Origin of the sequence: Lysinibacillus sp. NPDC093692 (assembly GCF_050280125.1) — a bacterium.
In the GTDB taxonomy this organism is placed as follows: Bacteria; Bacillota; Bacilli; order Bacillales_A; family Planococcaceae; genus Lysinibacillus.
In genome coordinates this window covers 149,175-169,400 of record NZ_JBNNUW010000008.1, presented here as the reverse complement: position 1 = coordinate 169,400, position 20,226 = coordinate 149,175, and the positions used below count along the sequence as shown (strand labels likewise).

At 33.9% G+C, this 20,226-nt stretch carries 19 protein-coding genes; 14 read left to right on the top strand and 5 right to left on the bottom strand.

Translation table 11 applies throughout. From position 1 onward, the window contains the following. Positions 1–166 precede the first annotated feature (166 nt). From ACQKN4_RS11270 to ACQKN4_RS11245, 6 genes are all read left to right on the top strand, one after another. Positions 167–1,690: a multicopper oxidase family protein gene (locus ACQKN4_RS11270; RefSeq protein ID WP_427483691.1), complete on the top strand. Its 1,524-nt coding sequence runs from the start codon at positions 167–169 to the stop codon at positions 1,688–1,690. A gap of 237 nt (positions 1,691–1,927) precedes the next feature. Beyond that, the gene (locus ACQKN4_RS11265) at positions 1,928–3,394 is read left to right on the top strand and encodes a thiol-activated cytolysin family protein (protein ID WP_240518324.1); all 1,467 of its coding nucleotides are present in this window, start codon (positions 1,928–1,930) and stop codon (positions 3,392–3,394) included. Positions 3,395–3,663: 269 nt separating this feature from the next. Continuing rightward, on the top strand, positions 3,664–4,116 hold the full coding sequence (locus ACQKN4_RS11260) for a hypothetical protein (protein WP_427483690.1): 453 nt from the start codon (positions 3,664–3,666) through the stop codon (positions 4,114–4,116). 235 nt (positions 4,117–4,351) lie between these two features. Beyond that, on the top strand, positions 4,352–4,912 hold the full coding sequence (locus tag ACQKN4_RS11255) for a histidine phosphatase family protein (RefSeq protein ID WP_427483689.1): 561 nt from the start codon (positions 4,352–4,354) through the stop codon (positions 4,910–4,912). Between the two features lie 319 nt (positions 4,913–5,231). Further along, a complete protein-coding gene (locus ACQKN4_RS11250) occupies positions 5,232–5,387 on the top strand; it encodes a hypothetical protein (RefSeq protein WP_427483688.1) in 156 nt (51 codons plus the stop codon). Positions 5,388–5,482: 95 nt separating this feature from the next. After that, on the top strand, positions 5,483–6,388 hold the full coding sequence (locus ACQKN4_RS11245) for a cation diffusion facilitator family transporter (protein WP_079562573.1): 906 nt from the start codon (positions 5,483–5,485) through the stop codon (positions 6,386–6,388). A 254-nt stretch (positions 6,389–6,642) separates the two neighbouring features. On the opposite strand, the gene ACQKN4_RS11240 is transcribed toward ACQKN4_RS11245, so the two are convergent. Then, a complete protein-coding gene (locus tag ACQKN4_RS11240) occupies positions 6,643–7,119 on the bottom strand; it encodes a MarR family winged helix-turn-helix transcriptional regulator (protein WP_427483687.1) in 477 nt (158 codons plus the stop codon). A gap of 203 nt (positions 7,120–7,322) precedes the next feature. Between ACQKN4_RS11240 and ACQKN4_RS11235 the strand changes: the two genes are divergently transcribed. The 4 genes from ACQKN4_RS11235 to ACQKN4_RS11220 are packed head-to-tail and all read left to right on the top strand — an operon-like array spanning position 7,323 to position 11,509. Then, positions 7,323–8,543, top strand: coding sequence for a MalY/PatB family protein (locus ACQKN4_RS11235; RefSeq protein ID WP_079562575.1), 1,221 nt, complete (start codon positions 7,323–7,325; stop codon positions 8,541–8,543). Positions 8,544–8,557: 14 nt separating this feature from the next. Further along, positions 8,558–9,832 (top strand): amidohydrolase, encoded by a 1,275-nt coding sequence (locus ACQKN4_RS11230; RefSeq protein WP_427483686.1) that lies wholly within the window; start codon positions 8,558–8,560, stop codon positions 9,830–9,832. Between the two features lie 17 nt (positions 9,833–9,849). Continuing rightward, complete coding sequence (locus ACQKN4_RS11225) at positions 9,850–10,056, top strand: DUF3311 domain-containing protein (RefSeq protein WP_079562577.1); 207 nt, start codon at positions 9,850–9,852, stop codon at positions 10,054–10,056. Position 10,057: 1 nt separating this feature from the next. Then, positions 10,058–11,509 carry a sodium:solute symporter family protein gene (locus ACQKN4_RS11220; RefSeq protein WP_427483685.1) on the top strand — a complete coding sequence of 484 codons (1,452 nt, stop codon included), beginning with the start codon at positions 10,058–10,060 and terminating at the stop codon, positions 11,507–11,509. A 399-nt stretch (positions 11,510–11,908) separates the two neighbouring features. On the opposite strand, the gene ACQKN4_RS11215 is transcribed toward ACQKN4_RS11220, so the two are convergent. The 3 genes from ACQKN4_RS11215 to ACQKN4_RS11205 form a co-directional block, all read right to left on the bottom strand. Next, positions 11,909–12,292: a hypothetical protein gene (locus ACQKN4_RS11215; protein WP_079562579.1), complete on the bottom strand. Its 384-nt coding sequence runs from the start codon at positions 12,290–12,292 to the stop codon at positions 11,909–11,911. Between the two features lie 1,725 nt (positions 12,293–14,017). Further along, a complete protein-coding gene (locus ACQKN4_RS11210; RefSeq protein ID WP_427483684.1) occupies positions 14,018–14,680 on the bottom strand; it encodes a hypothetical protein in 663 nt (220 codons plus the stop codon). Between the two features lie 718 nt (positions 14,681–15,398). Next, positions 15,399–15,608: an RNA polymerase subunit sigma gene (locus ACQKN4_RS11205; RefSeq protein ID WP_079562581.1), complete on the bottom strand. Its 210-nt coding sequence runs from the start codon at positions 15,606–15,608 to the stop codon at positions 15,399–15,401. A 311-nt stretch (positions 15,609–15,919) separates the two neighbouring features. On the opposite strand from ACQKN4_RS11205, the gene ACQKN4_RS11200 reads away from it, so the two are divergent. From ACQKN4_RS11200 to ACQKN4_RS11185, 4 genes are all read left to right on the top strand, one after another. Beyond that, positions 15,920–16,492: a TetR/AcrR family transcriptional regulator gene (locus tag ACQKN4_RS11200; RefSeq protein WP_079562582.1), complete on the top strand. Its 573-nt coding sequence runs from the start codon at positions 15,920–15,922 to the stop codon at positions 16,490–16,492. Positions 16,493–16,600: 108 nt separating this feature from the next. Beyond that, the gene (locus tag ACQKN4_RS11195; RefSeq protein WP_427483683.1) at positions 16,601–17,995 is read left to right on the top strand and encodes a DHA2 family efflux MFS transporter permease subunit; all 1,395 of its coding nucleotides are present in this window, start codon (positions 16,601–16,603) and stop codon (positions 17,993–17,995) included. 120 nt (positions 17,996–18,115) lie between these two features. Beyond that, complete coding sequence (locus ACQKN4_RS11190) at positions 18,116–18,391, top strand: hypothetical protein (protein ID WP_427483682.1); 276 nt, start codon at positions 18,116–18,118, stop codon at positions 18,389–18,391. A 301-nt stretch (positions 18,392–18,692) separates the two neighbouring features. Beyond that, positions 18,693–19,226, top strand: coding sequence for a hypothetical protein (locus ACQKN4_RS11185; protein ID WP_427483681.1), 534 nt, complete (start codon positions 18,693–18,695; stop codon positions 19,224–19,226). A 179-nt stretch (positions 19,227–19,405) separates the two neighbouring features. Here ACQKN4_RS11185 and ACQKN4_RS11180 read toward each other — a convergent pair whose 3' ends face one another. After that, positions 19,406–19,825, bottom strand: coding sequence for a hypothetical protein (locus ACQKN4_RS11180; RefSeq protein ID WP_079562585.1), 420 nt, complete (start codon positions 19,823–19,825; stop codon positions 19,406–19,408). Positions 19,826–20,226 lie beyond the last annotated feature (401 nt).

Sequence of the window (20,226 nt, the reverse complement as noted above, 5' to 3'; positions counted from 1 at the left end):
AAAATAATGTTTTTTAGATGTCCATTAGTCAATTTTGACATGGATATCTTTTTTTATTGTCCGAAGGGCTATCATGATGTTTTTTAAGTATGATCTTGTAACTCCATAATTTCTTCATATTTATTTGCTACAGTTAGTTTGTATTGAAATGCAAGGAGGAAACATCATGAAACCTAAATTTTTGATTACTTCTCTATTAGTGAGTAGTGTGATCATTGGAGGATGTAGTGCTAGTAGTTCAAAATCAGATGAAACGATGGACCATTCTAAGATGACAAAAGAAGAAATGTCGAATATGGAGGGGATGGATCATTCCAATATGTCGGGAAAAGATATGGAAGCAATGAATGGACACGAAAGCCACACGAATCCATTAGCATTAAATCATTCGACTGGAGAAAATGAACTAGCTCTTCCACCTTTACTAGAAGCTAAAGATGGCATTTTTACCATTACTGCACAAGAAGGAATAAGTGAAATTTTCAAAGGCATTAACACCGAAACATATGGCTATAATGGCTCGTATTTAGGTCCTGTCATTAAAGTGAATGAAGGCCAAAAAGTAACGTTTAAAACAAACAATCAACTATCAGAGCCAACGACATTTCATTGGCATGGTGTAGATATACCAGGAGAAGCAGACGGAGGTCCACATCATCTATTACAACCTGGAGATACGAAAAATGTGAAGTTTACAGTAAAACAAGGAGCATCCACATTATGGTTTCATCCTCATCCTGTAGGAGCGACTGCAGAACAAGTATATAAAGGGTTAGCAGGATTAATATACGTGGAAGATGAACATTCTAAAAAGCTAGATTTACCGAGTGAATATGGGGTGAATGATTTCCCTTTAGTATTTCAAGATAGAAAATTTGACGATAATAAACAATTAAACTTTAAAGCTGCAATGAATGAGGATGGTACTATAGGTGGTACTTTGTTAATAAATGGCACAGTTAATCCTAAGCTAACAGTTGGCAAAGAAAAGGTCCGTTTACGTTTATTAAACGGTTCAAATGCTCGTAACTATACATTTAAATTAAATACTGGAGATTCATTTCAACAAATAGCTACTGATGGTGGTTTTGTAAATAAACCAATTTCGATGAATGAACTATCATTAACGCCAGGCGAACGTGCAGAAATTATTGTTGATTTTTCAACATACAATGAGTCAACGGATATAGCTTTAATGAATGAAGAAGACACTAAATTACTGTTATTTAATATCGTCGATAAAAAATCAGCAAACTCTAGTAATTCTCCAAAAAACTTAAATAATTATGTAGTAACCGATGAAGAAAGAAAATTGCCTGTTTCTAAAAAGCTGGAACTTTTCGGAATGGGGAAGATGGTCACTATTAATAATAAACAATTTGATATGAATCGAATCGACTTTACGCAAAAACAAGGAGAGACTGAGATATGGGAAATTTATAATAAACCAGATATGATGGGTGGCATGACACATCCATTCCATATACATGGTACTCAATTTAAAATTCTTTCCATTGATGGGAAAGAACCTCCGACAAACGAATATGGTTGGAAAGATACTGTCGCAATAGATGCTGGAGAAACAGTAAGATTAGCTGTGAAATTTAATAACAAAGGCATTTACATGTTCCACTGTCATATTCTTGAGCATGAAGAAAATGGTATGATGGGGCAAGTTAAAGTGGAATAGTACTAAATAATTAATGGAACGAAATGTCTTACGGTTTGAAGCCCTTTACAAAATGATGATTTGTAGAGGGCTTTTTCTATTGAAAATTAATAAAAATGCTAACATAAGACCAATTTACTATATTTTAACAAAATGGTTTTGTGGTATAATATCCCTAAGAAAGGAGTGGTAATTTTGGGAAATCGAAATCATTTTAACGTAATAAAATTTCTAGTCAGCTTATCTGTTATATTATGCATGATAAGTTATCCGGTTATTACCTTTGCTGAAACACTTGATACTCAACCTAGTGAAAAAAGCAATTCGAATGACATTGACACGGGTATAGCAAACTTGAACTACAATAACAACGAGGTTTTAGCAGCGAAAGGAGAGAAGATTGATAGTTTCGTTCCAAGAGAAGGTATTAACTCAAATGATAAATTTATAGTGGTGGAACGAAATAAAAAATCACTTACAACCTCACCAGTGGATATTTCAATTATCGATTCTATGGCGAATCGTACTTATCCAGGTGCATTACAACTTGCAAATCAAGCTTTTGTAGACAATCAACCTAGTTTATTAGTGGCGAAAAGAAAACCGCTAAATATTAGCATAGATTTACCTGGCATGAAAAGAGAAAATACTACGACCGTGGATAATCCTACATATGGTAATGTTTCTGGTGCAGTAGATGAGCTAGTATCTACTTGGAGTGAAAAATATTCAACAACCCATACTTTACCCGCTAGACTACAATATTCAGAGTCTATGGTTTATAGCAAATCACAAATAGCAAGTACGCTAAATGTGAACGCCAAAGTTCTTGATAATTCACTAGGAATTGACTTTAATGCCATCGCTAATGGAGAGAAAAAAGTGATGGTTGCGGCATATAAACAAATATTTTATACCGTAAGTGCAGAACTACCTAACAATCCATCAGACCTTTTTGATGACAGTGTGTCTTTTGAAGAGTTAACACGTAAAGGGGTAAGTAATGACGCTCCTCCCGTTATGGTGTCAAATGTAGCTTATGGCAGAACAATTTATGTAAAATTAGAAACAAGCTCTAAGAGCAAAGATGTACAAGCTGCATTTAAAGCCTTACTAAATAATGTGAATACGAATGTAGAAACTAGTGGACAGTATAAAGATATTTTTGAAGAAAGTTCTTTTACTGCTGTAGTATTAGGTGGAGATTCACAACAGCATAATCAAGTTGTCTCAAAAGACTTTAATGATATTAGAAAAATAATTAAAGATAATGCAGAATTTAGTCTTAAAAATCCAGCATACCCAATATCCTATACAAGTGTTTTCTTAAAGGACAATTCAATTGCTGCTGTCCATAATAATACAGATTATGTCGAGACGACATCTACAGAATACTCTAAAGGCAGCATCATCCTTGATCATTATGGGGCATATGTCGCTCAATTTGAAGTTGCATGGGATGAATTTTCATATGATGAAAATGGTAAAGAAGTGCTATCTCATAAAACTTGGAATGGAAACTGGAAAGACAAAACAGCTCATTTCTCTACTGTAATACCACTTCCGCCTAATTCGAAAAATATAAGAATTTATGCGAGAGAATGTACAGGTCTCGCATGGGATTGGTGGAGAACAATTATTGATGAATACAATGTTCCATTATCTAAAGAAATAAAAGTTTCAATTGGAGGAACTACATTACACCCAACAGGTACTATTAATTAGGTACCTATCATGATTCAATCTAAACTAGGACTTGAAGCGGGTGAATTGTCAAACTAAGTATTAAAAATACGATCATCCATCCTGGATAAACAAACGGCTGAGACTCTTGTTATACAAGAACTCAGCCGTTTCTATGTTCACAATTAGAAAGAACACCCACAAAGAATGTAGCAAGTGTTGTAGAAGAAATTTTACCTTTATTACATAATACGGAAAATGTTTTGTAACGTAGTTTAAACGAGTTCGTCGAATGGTAAGGAGGGATGTGCATGAAGAAATATTTTTTATATGTAGTAGCTCTTTTAGGACTTACTTTTATAACGGGATGTTCAAATGGATTGTCGGGAGAAAAGCCTCCTAAAGCCTTTATAGAGATTGAAAATAAAAAATTTGAAACTACACTCGGTACTTATTGTTGGCAAAATGGATGTGTTGATACTGCTGGGCCAATTGAACTTTTAGAAGGCCAAAAGCCTATAAAAGTTCAATCAGGTGAAACTATAACGCTTGTAATGGACTATGAAATAAAACCGAATGAATTTCATGTTGCGCAAATAAGTGGTAACAAGGAAACAGATGTCGTGGTCAAAGACAATCGTTTTACTGCACCTACACAACGTGGCGTATATTATTATTCTTATGGCGTTTGGTGGATGGATGAAAAGCAGGCGAATGTATCTAATGGAGACGCTTTCTATGCCTTTGTTTTAGAAGTAGAATAGCTATTACATTATAAAGCGCGGTATGGATCAACTACAGGTGAAAAAGTTGTGAATATGAATGGGGGAAGCGATGATCTCGAAGCGGTGTTATGGTTAATACCTGAAGAACTATTAAGCCACCCCCATTTAAAGGAAAGCATTAAACTTGGCATGCGTTGATTCAAATTCATTTGTCATCACTGCTTTAAATTAATCATAGAAGTAAAGTAGTTATACATAAATGGAGGGCTTTGTAATGAAAAAAAGGATATATATTGTAAGACATTGTGAAGCACAGGGGCAACCACCAGAGTCACAACTTACGGAAAAAGGATTGATACAAGCAAACTATTTATCTGAATTTTTCTCAAATAGAGAAATTGATCGAATTATTTCAAGTCCTTTTTTACGTGCAATTCAGTCAGTAGCACCGATTCGTGAGGAAACAAACATAGACATAGAGATTGATGAACGTTTATCAGAACGTACACTAAGTACTACGGATTTACCTGATTGGTTTGAAAAACTTAAAGCAACATTCAATGATTTGGAGCTGAAATTTCAAGGTGGAGAGTCAAGTAAAGAAGCTATGAGCCGAATAGTAACAGTTGTAGATGAAATTTTTAAAAGTGAAGCTGAAAACACAATAATCGTTACTCATGGAAATTTAATGTCTCTTCTGCTAATGCATTATGATAACAGCTTTGATTTTGATTGCTGGAACAGCCTTAGTAATCCTGATGTGTTTGTATTATATTACACAAACAATGAAGTAAATATAGAACGTTTATGGCAAGAAGAACTAATAGAAAAATAGTAAATTTAGGAATGTCTCCACTCACCAAAGTTTAAAACAAAAAAGCAGATTTATTCTACCCGTTTTGTAGAGTAAATCTGCCTTTTAGTTTTAGCCGCAATGACCTTTGGGAAAGACTGTTTTCTCAAATCTTCAACTAAGCATCCGGGCTATACGTTTATATAGCTAGCAAAAGTGAAAATAGTGTAATTCTTAATTTTGTCATACTCTATTTTGTACTAACGATGATTTCTTGGGTATTTCGAAAAGTGGAACAGAAAATAAAAGCGGTTCGAAAGCTATAGTTACTATGATAGAAGAATAGGAGCCGATGCAAAAGGTGAACGACTTTAAAGGTTCATCTAGCTGGGGTAAAATGTCTATTTTCGTGAAGATTAATCTTGGTCTAAGGCAACTTATTTTTACGCTCGAATTTTATTTAGTAATGGTGAAAAAGATTGCTGTAGACCCACTCGATATTCGTCTGATATCATAGTTGAGTATTAATTGGAGGAAGAAGAGTAAAGAGTATTTGAGAATAATTCTTCCCACATTTTTTATGGATAAAACTCTTACTCGGAGGAGATATAAATGGTTAGTGAGAGAGAACAAATTAGCAAAAAGGTTGCATGGATTGCACTTATATCCAACGTAATTCTTATGGTAGGTAAAATCTTCTTTGGTCTTTTTGGGGGAAGTGAGGCCGTTTTTGCAGATGGTATTCACTCTGGAGCAGATGTAGTTGCTTCGATTGCTGTGCTAGCGGTGGTTGGTATTTCTAATAAACCACCTGATAAGGATCATCCCTTTGGGCATGGTAAGGCGGAGGTTATTAGTGAAGCAATCGTTGGAATTATTTTAATATTAGTTTCACTATATATTTTAGTAGAAGCAATTTTAGCATTTTTTGATAAACCTAGCGTACCACAATACAGTGCATTGATTGCAGCTATTATTTCTTACATAGCGAAAGAAATACTATATAGATACTCTATAAAACAGGGGAAAAAGTGGAATAGTAAGGCGATTATAGCGATTGCGTTAGATCATAAAGGTGATATTGTTGCTTCACTTGCTGCATCTATTGGTGTCCTCTTAGCGATAATAGGAAATGCCATTGGATGGACATTTTTGTTATACGCTGACGCTATTGCCAGTGCTTTAGTAGCTTATTTTATTTTTAGAATCGCAATGGAATTAGTTAAACCTTCTGTTGACGTTTTAATGGAAAAAAGTGTAGATCAGGAACTTTTAGACGATTATGAAGCTACTATTCATGAATTTAATCAAGTGCAACGAATAGACAAAATTCGTGCAAGAGAACACGGTCACTATAAGCTTCTCGATATTCGTCTATCCCTTAATCATGATTTAACAATTAAACAAGGTCATGATATTGCTCGTGACATTAAAAATGCGATATTAAAAAAATACCCCGATGTCGGGGAAGTCCTTATCCATGTAAATCCATACTATATGGAACCTAATCAAGAGTAGTGCTACCGAGTTGCACAGCTTGAACTGGTGGCCCTACTATCTATGCAGCTATTGATTGTTTTATAGCTTAAATAAATGTTGCGTCCATATGATAAAAACAAGAAGCCTTCGAGTAAAAGGCTTCTTGTTTTTTCTTTGCTTATCGACCAAGAGGCTATAGAACTGTTCCATGTATCACAAAAAAGAGTGTCTTCAAAGTTCAACTTTGAAACACTCTTTTTTGTGATATCCAATATAAGGTGGAAGGGAAATCATTACACCGTTGATTTTTTGTCATTAAGCACGCTTTTTGTCCTACGATTGATAACATTTAAGAGTGTAATATACTTTTCGAAATCTTCAGCTGTAAACTGCTCGAGGTTCTTCAGATAATTTCGATACTCCTCTAGATCTAGCTTCTTATGATAGTCATAAACTAATTTGCCTTTTGGTGTTAATTCAATATTCAATTCTCGATAATTGTCCGGGTTTCTATATTTAACGACTAAATCCTTTTTAATTAATTTATCAACCATTTGAGAAACGGCACTTTTAGTACAATTTTTAATTTCCGCAATTTCGGAAGTAGTAGTTTTTACTTGATCCCCAATTACGTTGAGTGTATGAACCTCAATCATATACAATTCATCATCTATTCCATATTTCCTCGGAATACTTTCATATGAATTAATTACCCTAGACGTCTCATAAATCGTTTCCATTAGTTCATAAAAAATCTCTTCTTTATCCACAATGTATCCTCCTCTCCAGAATTAGAGGCAAATATAATTTTATTTTACCATCTGTTTCGAATCTATATAATTTTTAAAAAATTCTGAAATCTATCATTGACCATTTTACAGTTAAGGTGTTAAACTGAGAAAAATTTAATCTAAACGATTTTAAAACTGAGATTAAATAGAAAATTTGAACACAATCAAGAGGAGGGGAAGAGTTGAAATATAATTTTGATGAAGTGGTTAATCGTCGAAATACGTATTCTTTAAAGTGGGATGGCGAAGATTTCATTAAAACAATGGGTTATACAGAAAGGTATGACTATGAGACCATTCCACTATTTACAGCTGATATGGATTTGCCTGTACCGCAACCCTTGATCGATGCTCTTCATAAAACGGTGGATCATCGTATTTTTGGATATTCTACTTTTCCAGAGGCGTACTATGAATCCATTCAGCATTGGTTTATTAAGAGACATGATTGGACTATCAAAAGAGAAGAGATTGTATATAGCCCTGGAACTGTCCATGCTTTGAATATAGCTGTAAAAGCATTAACTAAGCCTGGTGATGGAATTATCATACAACGACCTGTTTATCCGCCATTTACTACTACGATCGAAGAAAATGGAAGAGTCGTTCGAAATAATGCGTTGAAATGTGACGCTGAAGGTTATTACACAATTGATTTTGAGGATTTTGAAGCAAAAGCAAAAGAAGAAAATACTACAATGTTCATTCTCTGTAGTCCTCACAACCCTACTGGAAGGATTTTAACATATGAGGAACTAAACAGGCTTTCAACTATTTGTGCGGAAAATAATGTGATTATTATAGCTGATGAAATTCATGGGGATCTCATTAGAAAAAGCAAAAAATTTTTACCAATCGCAAAAGTTGCTAAGGGTACGAACCATATCATCACATGTACAGCCATTAACAAAACATTTAATGTTGCTGGTCTGCACTGTACAAATGTAATTATTTCAAACCCCGAAATTAGAAAAAAATTTAGCGACACAATGGGGACGCAGTTACCATCACCGTTTACAATTGCAGCGCTTATAGCTGTTTACAACGAAGGAGAAGAATGGTTAGAGCAACTAATAGATTATATTGACGAAACAATAGTGTATGTGAAAAATTTCTTAGCTAAAAAAATGCCTACAGTCAAAGTGAGGATCCCTGAAGGTACATATGTAATGTGGATGGATTTTAGTGGGTATGATCTTTCAGCTCAAGAAGTTCATGATCGTATTTATAACAAAGCCAATGTCATCCTTGAAGATGGCCACTTCTTTGGAATAGAAGGTGAAGACTTCCAAAGAATTTGTATCCCTTCGCCAAGATCCCTTATACAAGAAGCACTCGAAAGAATCGCAATAGAATTTCAAGATGTCGAAACTAAAAATCATTTGGAAGAGGTGTATAGATAATGAAAATGATCGAATTGGAGCTTGATGCATGTAAAGCTGCAAAAGAAATAGAGGGTTATGTAATCGAGATAAGAAGAGATCTCCATAGACACCCTGAAATTGGATTACATGAAGTACGGACAATGAAAGTGGTGACAGACGAATTAATTAAATTGGGCGTTGATTACGAAATCGTTTCTGATGGAGGGATTATTGGTTATATCGAAGGGAATCAACCAGGAAAAACGTTAATTCTTAGAGCAGATCTAGATGCATTGCCGATGAAAGAAGAGGAAAATAACTTAAAAAAGAAAAAAGTAGTATTTTCTGAGACTGATCAAGCTGCTCATACTTGTGGCCATGATGGTCATACAGCAATGCTTTTAGGTGCAGCAAAAATCTTGACTCAAAACAAAGATAAAATTAAAGGAAGAGTACTTCTCGCTTTTGAACAAGGGGAAGAAATGGGCGGAGGAATTTATAATCTCTGTAAACGATTACACGAAATCGGAGGAGACGGAATTTGGGGAATCCACTTAAAATCTGATCTTCCGACTGGGAAAATATCTATTGACCAGGGCCCAAGAATGGCCGCTTCTTTTGTTTTCAATGTCTTAATAAAAGGAAAAAGCGGACATGGTTCAAGACCAGATTTATCAGTTGCTCCTTTAGATTGCTTTACCGATTTTTATAACAATTTAAAAGCGATGCGGTTAAATACTTTAGATCCCTTTAAAACCATTACCTATTCAATTGGAACGATTATTTCAGGTTCCGCAGCAAATATTATTCCAGAAAGTTTACAGTTTTCAGGAACAGTCAGGTATTTAGATGTTGATCAAGGTGCCCATGCAGCAAAAGAATTTAAGAGAATTCTAGAAAAAGTATGTGACCTGCATAATTGCACCTATGAATTTATTATAGAGCCTAAAGAATCGGACTTAATCGTCTACAATCAAAAAGAATGTGCACAGATTGCGATCGATGCAGTGAAAAAGGCAATTGGTACAGATACATTACATTCAATTCCCGCTTGGATGGCATCAGAATCATTTGCGTTTTATGAAAAGTACTTCCCAGGTGTGTTTGCATTCATTGGAATAGAAAACCTTGAAGAAGGGATAGGGGCTGAACACCATAATGGTTTCTTTGACTTAGATGAAGATGCTTTAAAACTAGGTGTGGCGGCAACAGTACAATATACAATCGATTTTCTAAATTACAAAAACCAATTTGAATTTACTCCTGATAAAAGAGATATAAAGAGTCTATTTATTGATAATGGATTCCAACAATTAATAAATGAATAAAAAAGGAGATAGGAATAATGACACGAAAAAAGCTCTGTTATTTGCTCACGTTCATTGCATATTTTGGGATGCCTTTAGGAATTCCCTTTATTAAAAGTACCGAGCCATATATTTTGGGTCTCCCATTTTTATTATTTTGGATGGTTTTATGGATCTTTTTAGGAACGGGTTTAATGATTTTAGTTCATCGTATAAATCCTGATGCAAAAGAGGAGGTGGAATAATATGATCATTTCAGTTGGAATCATTGCCATCTTCTTAGTGAATGCTTTATTTTTAGGTATTGCGGCAAGTAGAGGTAAAGATATGAGCCTTGAACAATGGAGTGTTGGAGGCCGTGGATTTGGATCTATCTTCATTTTCTTATTAATGGCTGGAGAAATTTATACTACAAATGCATTTTTAGGAGTAAGTGGTTGGATGTATGGAAAAGGTGGCGTAGCATTTTACAATATCGCGATGCTGAACTATGTAATTGCTTACTGGTTAACACCTAAAATATGGGCTTATGGAAAGAAACATAATTTATTATCTCAATCTGACTTTTTTGAACAGGCATATAACAGTAGAATTCTCGGCACACTCGTAGCCATTGTAGGGTTAGTAGCATTAATTCCTTATTTAATCATTCAATTAAAAGGGCTTGGCATTATTGTTTCCGAAGCTTCCTATGGAGCGATTGATCCGAAAATAACAATTTGGATTGGCACAATTGCAATGATTGCATATGTTATGGTTTCAGGAATTCATGGCTCGGCTTGGACAGCTGTAATAAAAGATTTTCTTATTCTTGGTGTTGTGATATTCCTAGGTATCTACTTACCTATACATTATTATGGTGGGATTCAACCAATGTGGGAAGCAATCGAAGCTGTTAAACCAGGGTTTTTAACACTTCCAGACTCAGGTTTTAGTGCCTCATGGTATATTTCAACGATCATGTTAACATCCTTAGGGTTTTATATGTGGCCGCATACATTTGTTGCTACTTTTTCAGCGAAAAGTGGAAATGCCTTAAGAAATAATGCGATTATGCTTCCTATCTATGCATTATTTTTATTATTTATCTTATTTGTTGGAGCAGCAGCAATTTTACAAGTACCAGGGTTAGAAGGAGGCGCTGTGGATTTAGCTTTATTTAAAATTTCCACGCAAACATTTAATCCCGTTATCGTTGGCTTTATTGGAGCAGCAGGGTTATTAACTGCCATTGTACCAGGTTCATTGATTTTGATGTCTGCAGCTACATTGCTTGCGAAAAATGTCGTAAAACCTATTCGACCTCAAACTACCGATCAACAAATTGGTATCATTGCTCGTTATTCCGTTCCAGTAATTGCACTTGTAGCACTATACTTCACTTTTAGTGGTGGCGGAGCAATTACGTTATTATTCTTAATGGGGTATGGACTAGTTACTCAATTTGTACCAGGGGTTGTATGTAGCCTTTTGAAGAAAAATCCATTAACTTTACAAGGTGTCTTTGCTGGGATTATCGTAGGTGTTACGATTGTGGGTTGGCAAGCAGCTACAGGTGCTCATTTAAGTAAGCTGTTTCCAAGCTGGCCATCCTATATACAAGATATCAACATTGGTTTCCTTGCACTGAGTGTTAATATTTTAGTAAGTATAACTGTTAGCGCATTTACAAGGAAAGTAACTGTTCAAAATGTATAACTACACATAAGTAAACTACTAAAATCAATGGTCTACCATGAAAGTCGGGGACTTTCCAATACTAGATTATTTCGACATCACATATAATCAAGGGAATGTAGTTATTGTAATGTTTTAGTAAGTAAGAAACATTCAGTAGCCTTATTGAAAAGCTGCTTTCATACAGCGTGGATCCAATATAAATAGCACTTTTTTTCTCCCCGCAGGAAAGGTGCCAACCATAAAAGGTCGTAAAAGTTCAATCATATTTATGCTCGCTCTTTGTTAACGGATATCTATCGCTAAAATGATTCGAAAAGGCACTGCAAAAATAGCAACAATCTTTGAGAAATGCTATTTCGTATGGATTGTTGCTATATTGATATCCAAATAGCCTTGATCAAGTTTTTTAGAAGTAATTTATTTTTGTTCTTGATAATTAATGGCCTCTTTAAATTCTTCGGTAGTGTAGATATTATAAAACATATTTCTACTATTTACGTTTGCTATTGTCCCTGTAAATGTATTGTCTATCCATAAATAGTATTCATCATCGTTTAGTTTGATCTTATATTGCGGGACTACATTGTTATCTACTTCACCAAACTCTCTAGCCTTTTTAAACGTTTTCTCTATAATTTTAATATCCTTTGCATCGGATATTAACTGTAATGTGTCGGGTTTTTCTTCTTCGAAATTAATTAATTCTTGAATTTCTATCGTTTTTGATTTTTCTTCATTACTGTTACAAGCCACTAACCACATAGTACAAATAAATAAAAACAAAATTGTTTTTAACTTCACCTTACCTTCACCTCTTATATACTATTTCTTCGCCATAATCGTTGAATTAATATATTCCCTTATAAGCACTTCTTCACATTGTAAGAAACCACCTGCTTTATCCGACAATTTAAAATTCTACTTATCTAAAATCAGGGAGCAACAACCTATAGTAAAAGAGCTATTAAATAGTTCTTCTAGATTTTATTTAGTTTCTTCATCAAATACTTCATTCAAAATAATCTTATCAACATTTTTTGCTTTCATTTTTGATGTAATTGATGGAAAGTAGCAGTTAACTTAATTGCTTATTGATGTATCTGTATGTATATACGTATGCATTATTGTATTGTTTAAAGGCTGCCAAGATACTTTGAAAAAGCAAGTATCCGTGAGAAACAGTGTTTGAAAGAAGTGGTTATGGTGTTATGTAGTTAGAGACTACTTTTTGTAAATATCAAAAAAGAGTATAAAAGCGAATTTTTTCATATTAAAATTCCAAAAACATTCGTGTTATTGCTATAAAAGTGCGATTTGTCCATCGGCTGTATACTTTTCAGATGAAATAAAACACGAATATTAAATTTGAAAATTATTTAACGTAATTAAAAAATGCCATAAGTGATGTAACGTGAAGCGGGTGGGTGGAAGGTCTGTCTTTTTTATCACATTTTTAAAAATATCATGCAAATCGTGCGGATCTAATGATTTTGTTTTATATTCAGGAAACTAGTTCTGATGGATCTGAACTTGAACTGATCTTAAAGTTGCTTGATTAGTTACTAGAAGCGGGTGAAGAGACAATATCCAAATAAGTTCAGAACGGCTCAGACATAGGGATGCAGCTGTACCTATATGTCGGCCCATAGAGAATGGATGTCTTTTAGGGGCATTCAAAATCGCCTGTCCATTCAGCAGTATAGGAGGATAAGATCAGACGCTCCTAAAAAGTGAGTACCTGGTCTTTTTGTGTTTAATTTATCTAGATTCCTCTTTTTCAAAATTGCTACGAACCTTAATGAAGGGTTAATGATAAGCCGACCAAATAACCATCTTCGTAGATTAAAGCGTACAGATGTAATTGCGTTGGAAATAATCAATCTTTAGTTTTATTAAGACGTAAAATCAAATTGGAATTTAAGGGGTAAACCGTTTTGAAATTAAGCCAACGATAAAAGTATAAATCGCCCTAAAACGGACAATTTAATAGTTATTGGAGGAAAGTACATTGGCAAAAGAAAAGCTAAAGAAAGAATTAGAAGTACCTGAAGAAAAAGAGCAAAAGAAAGAACAAAATGAAAATAAAGAAAAGCAGTAAAAAATGAATGCTATCATAAGCTTCAGATCGTGGTAAATAACAAAAAAGCCATAACGCGGTCGTTATAGCTTACGTATTGTTTACACTATATATTATTTTGTTCTAATTTCAGTTTATTTAGCTATGAAGGATAGCAGAGTGCATTAACAACTTGGGGCGATGCATGCAACAGATTGCTATCCCAAAACAAGTGTATGTACTTGTATTTAAAAACATTACAACCGTGGAAATGTAAGAAATGAAATTCGAGCTTTTTCTTAAAATTAGGCTGTTTTCGTATAGATTGTTGCTTATACGAATTTGATAAATGTCGAATATAATGCGGGTTCAAGGAAGCGTTTGATATTGTAGAGATATGTTTATGAAGTGGCTATGGAAATAAAGAATGCAGACCAAAAAACCTTATTTAAGACACTAGAACAAGGTCTCTATCTAAAAGATGTGATTAAAACGTCGAAGTGCAGATATAAAAGAATTAACGGCTGAACTATCATACCAATACCGATCATCATCAACGTCTTATTATTCTCTCTTAAATCACCCGATTCTTTTTTCATCGCTTTGTAATATTTTGTCGTCATAAACACGCCGCACATCAATAAAAAGGCGCCAACAATAAACGAAACGTTGTACGCTCCTAAGTCTTTACTAGTTTGGAAAGCCGCTACTGCATTAAAATATATAAAGGCTGCAAGCAAATAAGGGGCTCTTTCTTTCCTAAGCAATTTTCTACTTTTCTTTTTCGCCACTTTATACCGATGTATCAGATCTTCTTGCGACACATACTGCGTAACAAAGGCTTCCGCTTGTTTTGCATATTTTTTTTGAACCTTGACCGTATAAAAAAGCTCGTATACTTCAGACGACGGCTTTAAAAAGGTTTCGATATCTACTTCCAATGGGACATTACTTTTCTCTAAGTATTCGAGAATTGTCTGGACAGTATCTTCAAATGGAATGTTACTTGTCTCTAAGTGTTCGATCATTGCCTGGACGGTCTCTTCTGGCGGAACGTTCCCTTTTTCTCTGTGTTCAATCATTGCCTGGGCAGTATCTACTGAATGTCCAATCAATATTTTCTTTTTAAACATACTAAGCACCTCTTACGAAATAAGTTAAATAACGCTTAATTATACTATTTCATTCGACCTTTCTTGCAATCCAAAATATAACATACTCTTTTAAATATAGGCCCCTCGTTCGATTAACAACAATCATTAAGAAATCAGCCTAAAATTAAAAAGGCCACTTCCTAAAAAGAAAGTGACCAATACTAATTAAACACTCGCCATCTGGTTTTTCAATTTAAAAAAATCCTTATGAACAATGTTATACAAATTATAACCAATAGAATTAAAGTTATAATAATTGTGAGAAGTCCTCTAACGATAGCAGTTAAATTTTTTACATTCTTCAATCCATAATTGGCAAGAAAAAAAGTAATTATTGTTGCTACTAATAAAAATATTAGGGGATCTACGTGAAAGTAAGATTCAAAAAATAGTGTGAATTGAGTAGAGTTAATTGTGATAAAGAAAACTATTAGCCAGCATAATGACAGTAGGAATGACAATAAATTTAGATGTATAACTGTGGATTCCTCCTTTTAATATAAAGTGAATTGAAGAAGGAGAAGCGTATAATAATTATTGCGTCCATAAGGAACTGCTTTATCTTAACACTACTATTTATATGATTTAATAACTAAGGTTGGTTAGTTCATGGCCTTAAGAAATGAAAAAAGAGTGACAGTACTATAGCTCTTTATTCCAGTTATAAAGGCAAAGAAAAAAAGCAGAATAGAATAATCTATTCTGCCTCTGGTTTTTCGCTTTTTTCCATTTCCTCTTTCTTACTTCTAAGTAGCAATGCAATGAATAAAAAACTTGCTACCCAAAAGGAAAAGAAAAAATTCTCTAGTAAAGGCAAATTATTATTTTCGAAATAATCCCAAACCGATGTCAATAAAAATAGTGTTACAAAAAAAGCGATGTATAAACATTTTCCGAATTTAGTCATTTAAAGCACCTCGATATGTAATATAAATAAATTTTTACGTTTATAGGGGCAGTGGATGGATTGACCCACAAATGGGGAGGTCGTGACGGTCAACTAGCGCCACAACCTAAGTGCGTGCGAATACACTCAATACTAATGTGTACATATTTATGTTTTCTATACATAAAGAAGCCGCAACGTCGTCACACCCACAATGGAATGCTAAATACTCGATTTAATACAGTTATTACAAATCAAACCATTGACATTAAAAAAATTTTTTACTATTATTTAAAAATAGACCGGTCATTATAGAAAAAGGGAGGAGAACAATGAAAAAAAGTTCGACACGTGATCATTTGCTTGAAGTAGCTACAAGACTTTTTCATTTGCAAGGTTATCAGGCTACAGGTTTAAATCAAATTTTGAAAGAATCAGGGACACCAAAAGGTTCTCTTTATCACTATTTTCCTGATGGGAAAAATCAACTCGTTAAGGAAGTTGTTGAGTCGTCATCTCAACGTTTACTTGCTAACATTCAAATACACTTAAATTCTGATCCAAATCCAACAATCGCGGTGCAAAATTATTTGAATCATTTGAGTGAAAACTTTAAAAACCTAGACACCCCCGATATGTTAAATATGCCACCATTTGCATTGATTTCAATGGAGTCAGCTTTTGAGAACGAAGAAATTCGGGTAGTTTGTCAAGAAAATTACAGCAAGGTGCAACAGCACTATTATAATAAGTTTGTTGAATCAGGTATGGCTACAGATAAGGCAAAGATACTTGCAGTATCACTTAACGCAGCTATCATAGGTGTTTTAGTATTATCCATTACAGAGAAATCGAATGAACCTATTAAAATGCTTCAAAAAACAGTTCCAAGTTTCTTTTTATAAGAGCTTAGGACTTATTTTTTGAACTTAAAATATATAGACTGGTCTAATATTAGGATCGTTAATACGATTTATAATAAAATTATATAGACCGCCTTAAAAGGAGTAATTATGAATACAGAACAGCAACGAAACCCAAAACCAATGATTGCATTATTAATGATTGCAGCATTTGTTGGCCTTTTTGGAGAAACAGCCATGAATATGGCTATGACTGATGTGATGAGAGACTTCGGCATCAGTGCGCCGAGTGCACAATGGTTAACAACAGGTTATTTATTAGTATTGGGGATTTTAGTACCCATTTCTGCCCTTATTATTCAATGGATCTCAACACGTTGGATTATTATTATAGCAATTTCATTCTCCATTGTTGGTTCAATTATTGGGGCATTAGCACCAACATTTTCAATTTTATTACTATCACGTGTAATTCAAGCAGTTGGTACAGGATTAATTTTACCACTTATGATTAACGTTATTTTCATGGTTGTACCATTCGCAAAGCGCAGTGCAACAATGGGGATTATGGGAATGGTCATTACACTTGCTCCAGCAACTGGGCCAACAATCGCTGGCATTATCGTTGATATATCTAGCTGGCATTATATTTTCTGGATAAGCATTGCCCTATATATCGTTATTTTCTTTACCTTTATGCCAAAAGTGTACAATGTCACAACACTAACAAAACCGAAAATCGATTTTTTATCTATCGTTCTTTCAACAATTGCATTTGGTAGTATTATCTATGGATTAAGTACTATTTCAGAAGATTCTACACTGGCAACAATCATTATAGTTGTAGGTATTGTAGCTCTTTTACTTTTCATATGGCGTCAACTTACAAGTAAGCATCCGATGATTGATTTACAAGTTTTCAAATATCGCAATTTCACTATTGGGTCAGTTTTAATATTTATTGTATTCTCATTACTTTTAGCAATTGCGATTCTTATGCCTTTGTATTTAAAAGGATCTTTATTACTTTCAGCGACGAATGCTGGGTTAGCGATGTTACTTGGAAACATATTGAACGCCGTCTTTGCTCCAATTGTTGGTAAAACTTTTGATCGTGTTGGTCCAAAATTTTACTTGCGTTTTGGGTTCTTATGCTTAGTTATTTCAACAAGTATATTATTCTTTGTCATTAGCGCCACAACACCACTTTGGTTAGTAATAGTTTCATGTATGATTTTCTACGTAGGTGTATCAACAACTATTATTCCAGCGCAAACAAACGCACTTAATGATTTACCCAAAAAATTGTATTCACACGGTTCCGCTGTCATAAACACACTTCAGCAAATTGCAGGTGCAGCAGGTACCGCATTAGCAATTACACTTATGACAACAAGACAACACAGCTATACAGTAGAGCATTCTACTGCAACCCCTGAAACACTAGTTGCAGTAGGCACTCAATTTGCATTTGGGGCTATAGTGATTGTGGCCGTAATCGGTCTACTATTAGCATTTTTTGTGAGACGCCCAGAAAATAACTGAACACATATAAAATAATAGAATCAAACGCTAGGATCAATGGTAAATCATTGATCCTGGCGTTTTTAGTTACCCTTAAATTTGAAAAACAGCGTTATGGTATTCTGATATACATACGAATAAATGACAACAAGAAGATCGCGGGTTATTGTAGGCGGTCATTCAGCTATCAATACTTTTTTATTATCTCTGGTTGAATTACAAAAAGAGAATCCTTCAGCGAAACTTGTTTGGATTATGCGTAAAAATTTTGTTGAAGAAGTATATGGTGGGGAAGAGAAAGATGCCTTGAAAGTATGCGGGGCGCTAGGTATACGTATTCATGAATTAGTAGATGCAGGTAAGATTGAAGTATTGACACAATTTTATATGGCAACAGGTTTTGAACAAGTTTTATAGATATAAATTTTTCACCTAAATATTACATTGACAACGATAATCTTTACTGATATTCTTTTTGAGAATGATTATCATTGTCGATTAAAGAGGGTAAGTATTTCGAAAAGTAGTTGTGGCATGTACATAAAAAAACCTGGAAAAATGGCTATACCCTTATCGGAAAAGAGGGAAGATCTTTGAACTCGTCAAGTTGAAAATGTGAAAGAGTTTAAAAACCAAAGGAATAAAAATTAATAGTAAGCAAGAATTATACAGAGGAGGGCAAACCTTCCCAAATAAACGGTAGAGGACAATTAAGCATATGAAATTATTATCAACACGATTTGGAGAGCAAGCCTTTCAATCACTAGTTACTTTAATGCGACTGCTTTTTGGGATTGGCTGGCTTTTTGCGGGTATAACGAAAATTACAGAGAAAAATTGGTTTAGTGAACCAGGAATATTTATTAAAAATTACTTAATGATGGCACTAGACAAACCGAATGTGCCAGAATTTTATAAGTATTTCATCGAACACTTCGCATTAAAGCATATTATGTTTTTTAATTACACGATTCCAATCGTTCAAATTATTATCGGGATTGTTCTGATAGTAGGATTAATGATCATTCCCTCTGTTCTTATTTGTCTTTTTATGCATATAAATTTTATTCTTTCTGGGAATATGAATTTAATTAGTTTAACTCTTTATACTAGTGCATTTTGTATATTGCTATTTTTAAACAAAAGTTATGTTTTAAGCTTAGATCGTTACCTTGGGATTGAACATCGATTTAAAAACATAAAACAAAAGGTTAGAAAAAACATTACGTATACACCATCAAAGGCTTCTTAGAGTAAACTGCTAAAGTGTTTTTAGTAATGTCCTACCTATATTTGCTGAAGCCAAAGGTGGGAGTATGGAATGAAGCACATTCTCCAACTTTACACTTAGTAGCAGAAGAACATAATTAGTAACTGCATAATTTTAATGCCCAGGTTTCAATTATTATTGAGCCTGGGCATTTGTGTTGATTATAACTTCTCTAAAATTTTTATTAGGGCTGTTAAAACAATTGTAGTGATAGCTGCAATTATTAAAATTCCAATGGTAGATAACTCAACAGAAGTAAGGTGGAGAGTTTTCATCCAATAATATCCTACAACTATAGAGATAAATGACGTCAAAACAGTGATAATAAAACCTAGAAAGCCTAATTCTTCTATTTTTTGTTCAGTTAAACCTACAAGGCTTAATACTTTAGTGAAAATACCAGCAATTATAAATAGCGCAATTGATAATATAAATAATGAACTTATTCTTGAGTGAGTAATTTCATTAGGCATGAAATTAACTAGGACCATCATTATAAATGCAGGTAGAAAGATTGGTAATATTAAACCAGCAATAATAGCTAATGAAGATAAATATTTATTTTTATTAGGGTTGCTCATAAATCCTCCGAAAAAATAATATAAAAATGCTGATTCATTATATCAAATCGCAGTAATCAACTGGACTTTATTATTTTTTCTGATAAGAATCACATTTTGCATGTATAGTGGGTTGAAGGAAATCATGCAACGTTGCATTTTTTGTTCTAGGCATTTCACAACCTGTAGTTAGTCAGCATCGCGAAAATTAAAGGATGCAGGTATTATTACTGAACGTGTTATAGTTTAGCGAAGGTTCAAATGCAGTTGATAAAGGGCATTTTAGTTCAGATTGAGTCTTTAAGTGGATGTAATTGTGGCACCGATTGGGCTAATTATGATGATGTATCCACCGTTGGCAAAAGTAAAATATGAGGAAATGTGGCGTGTGTTTAAAGATTAGAAAGTTCTTTTTCTTTTCA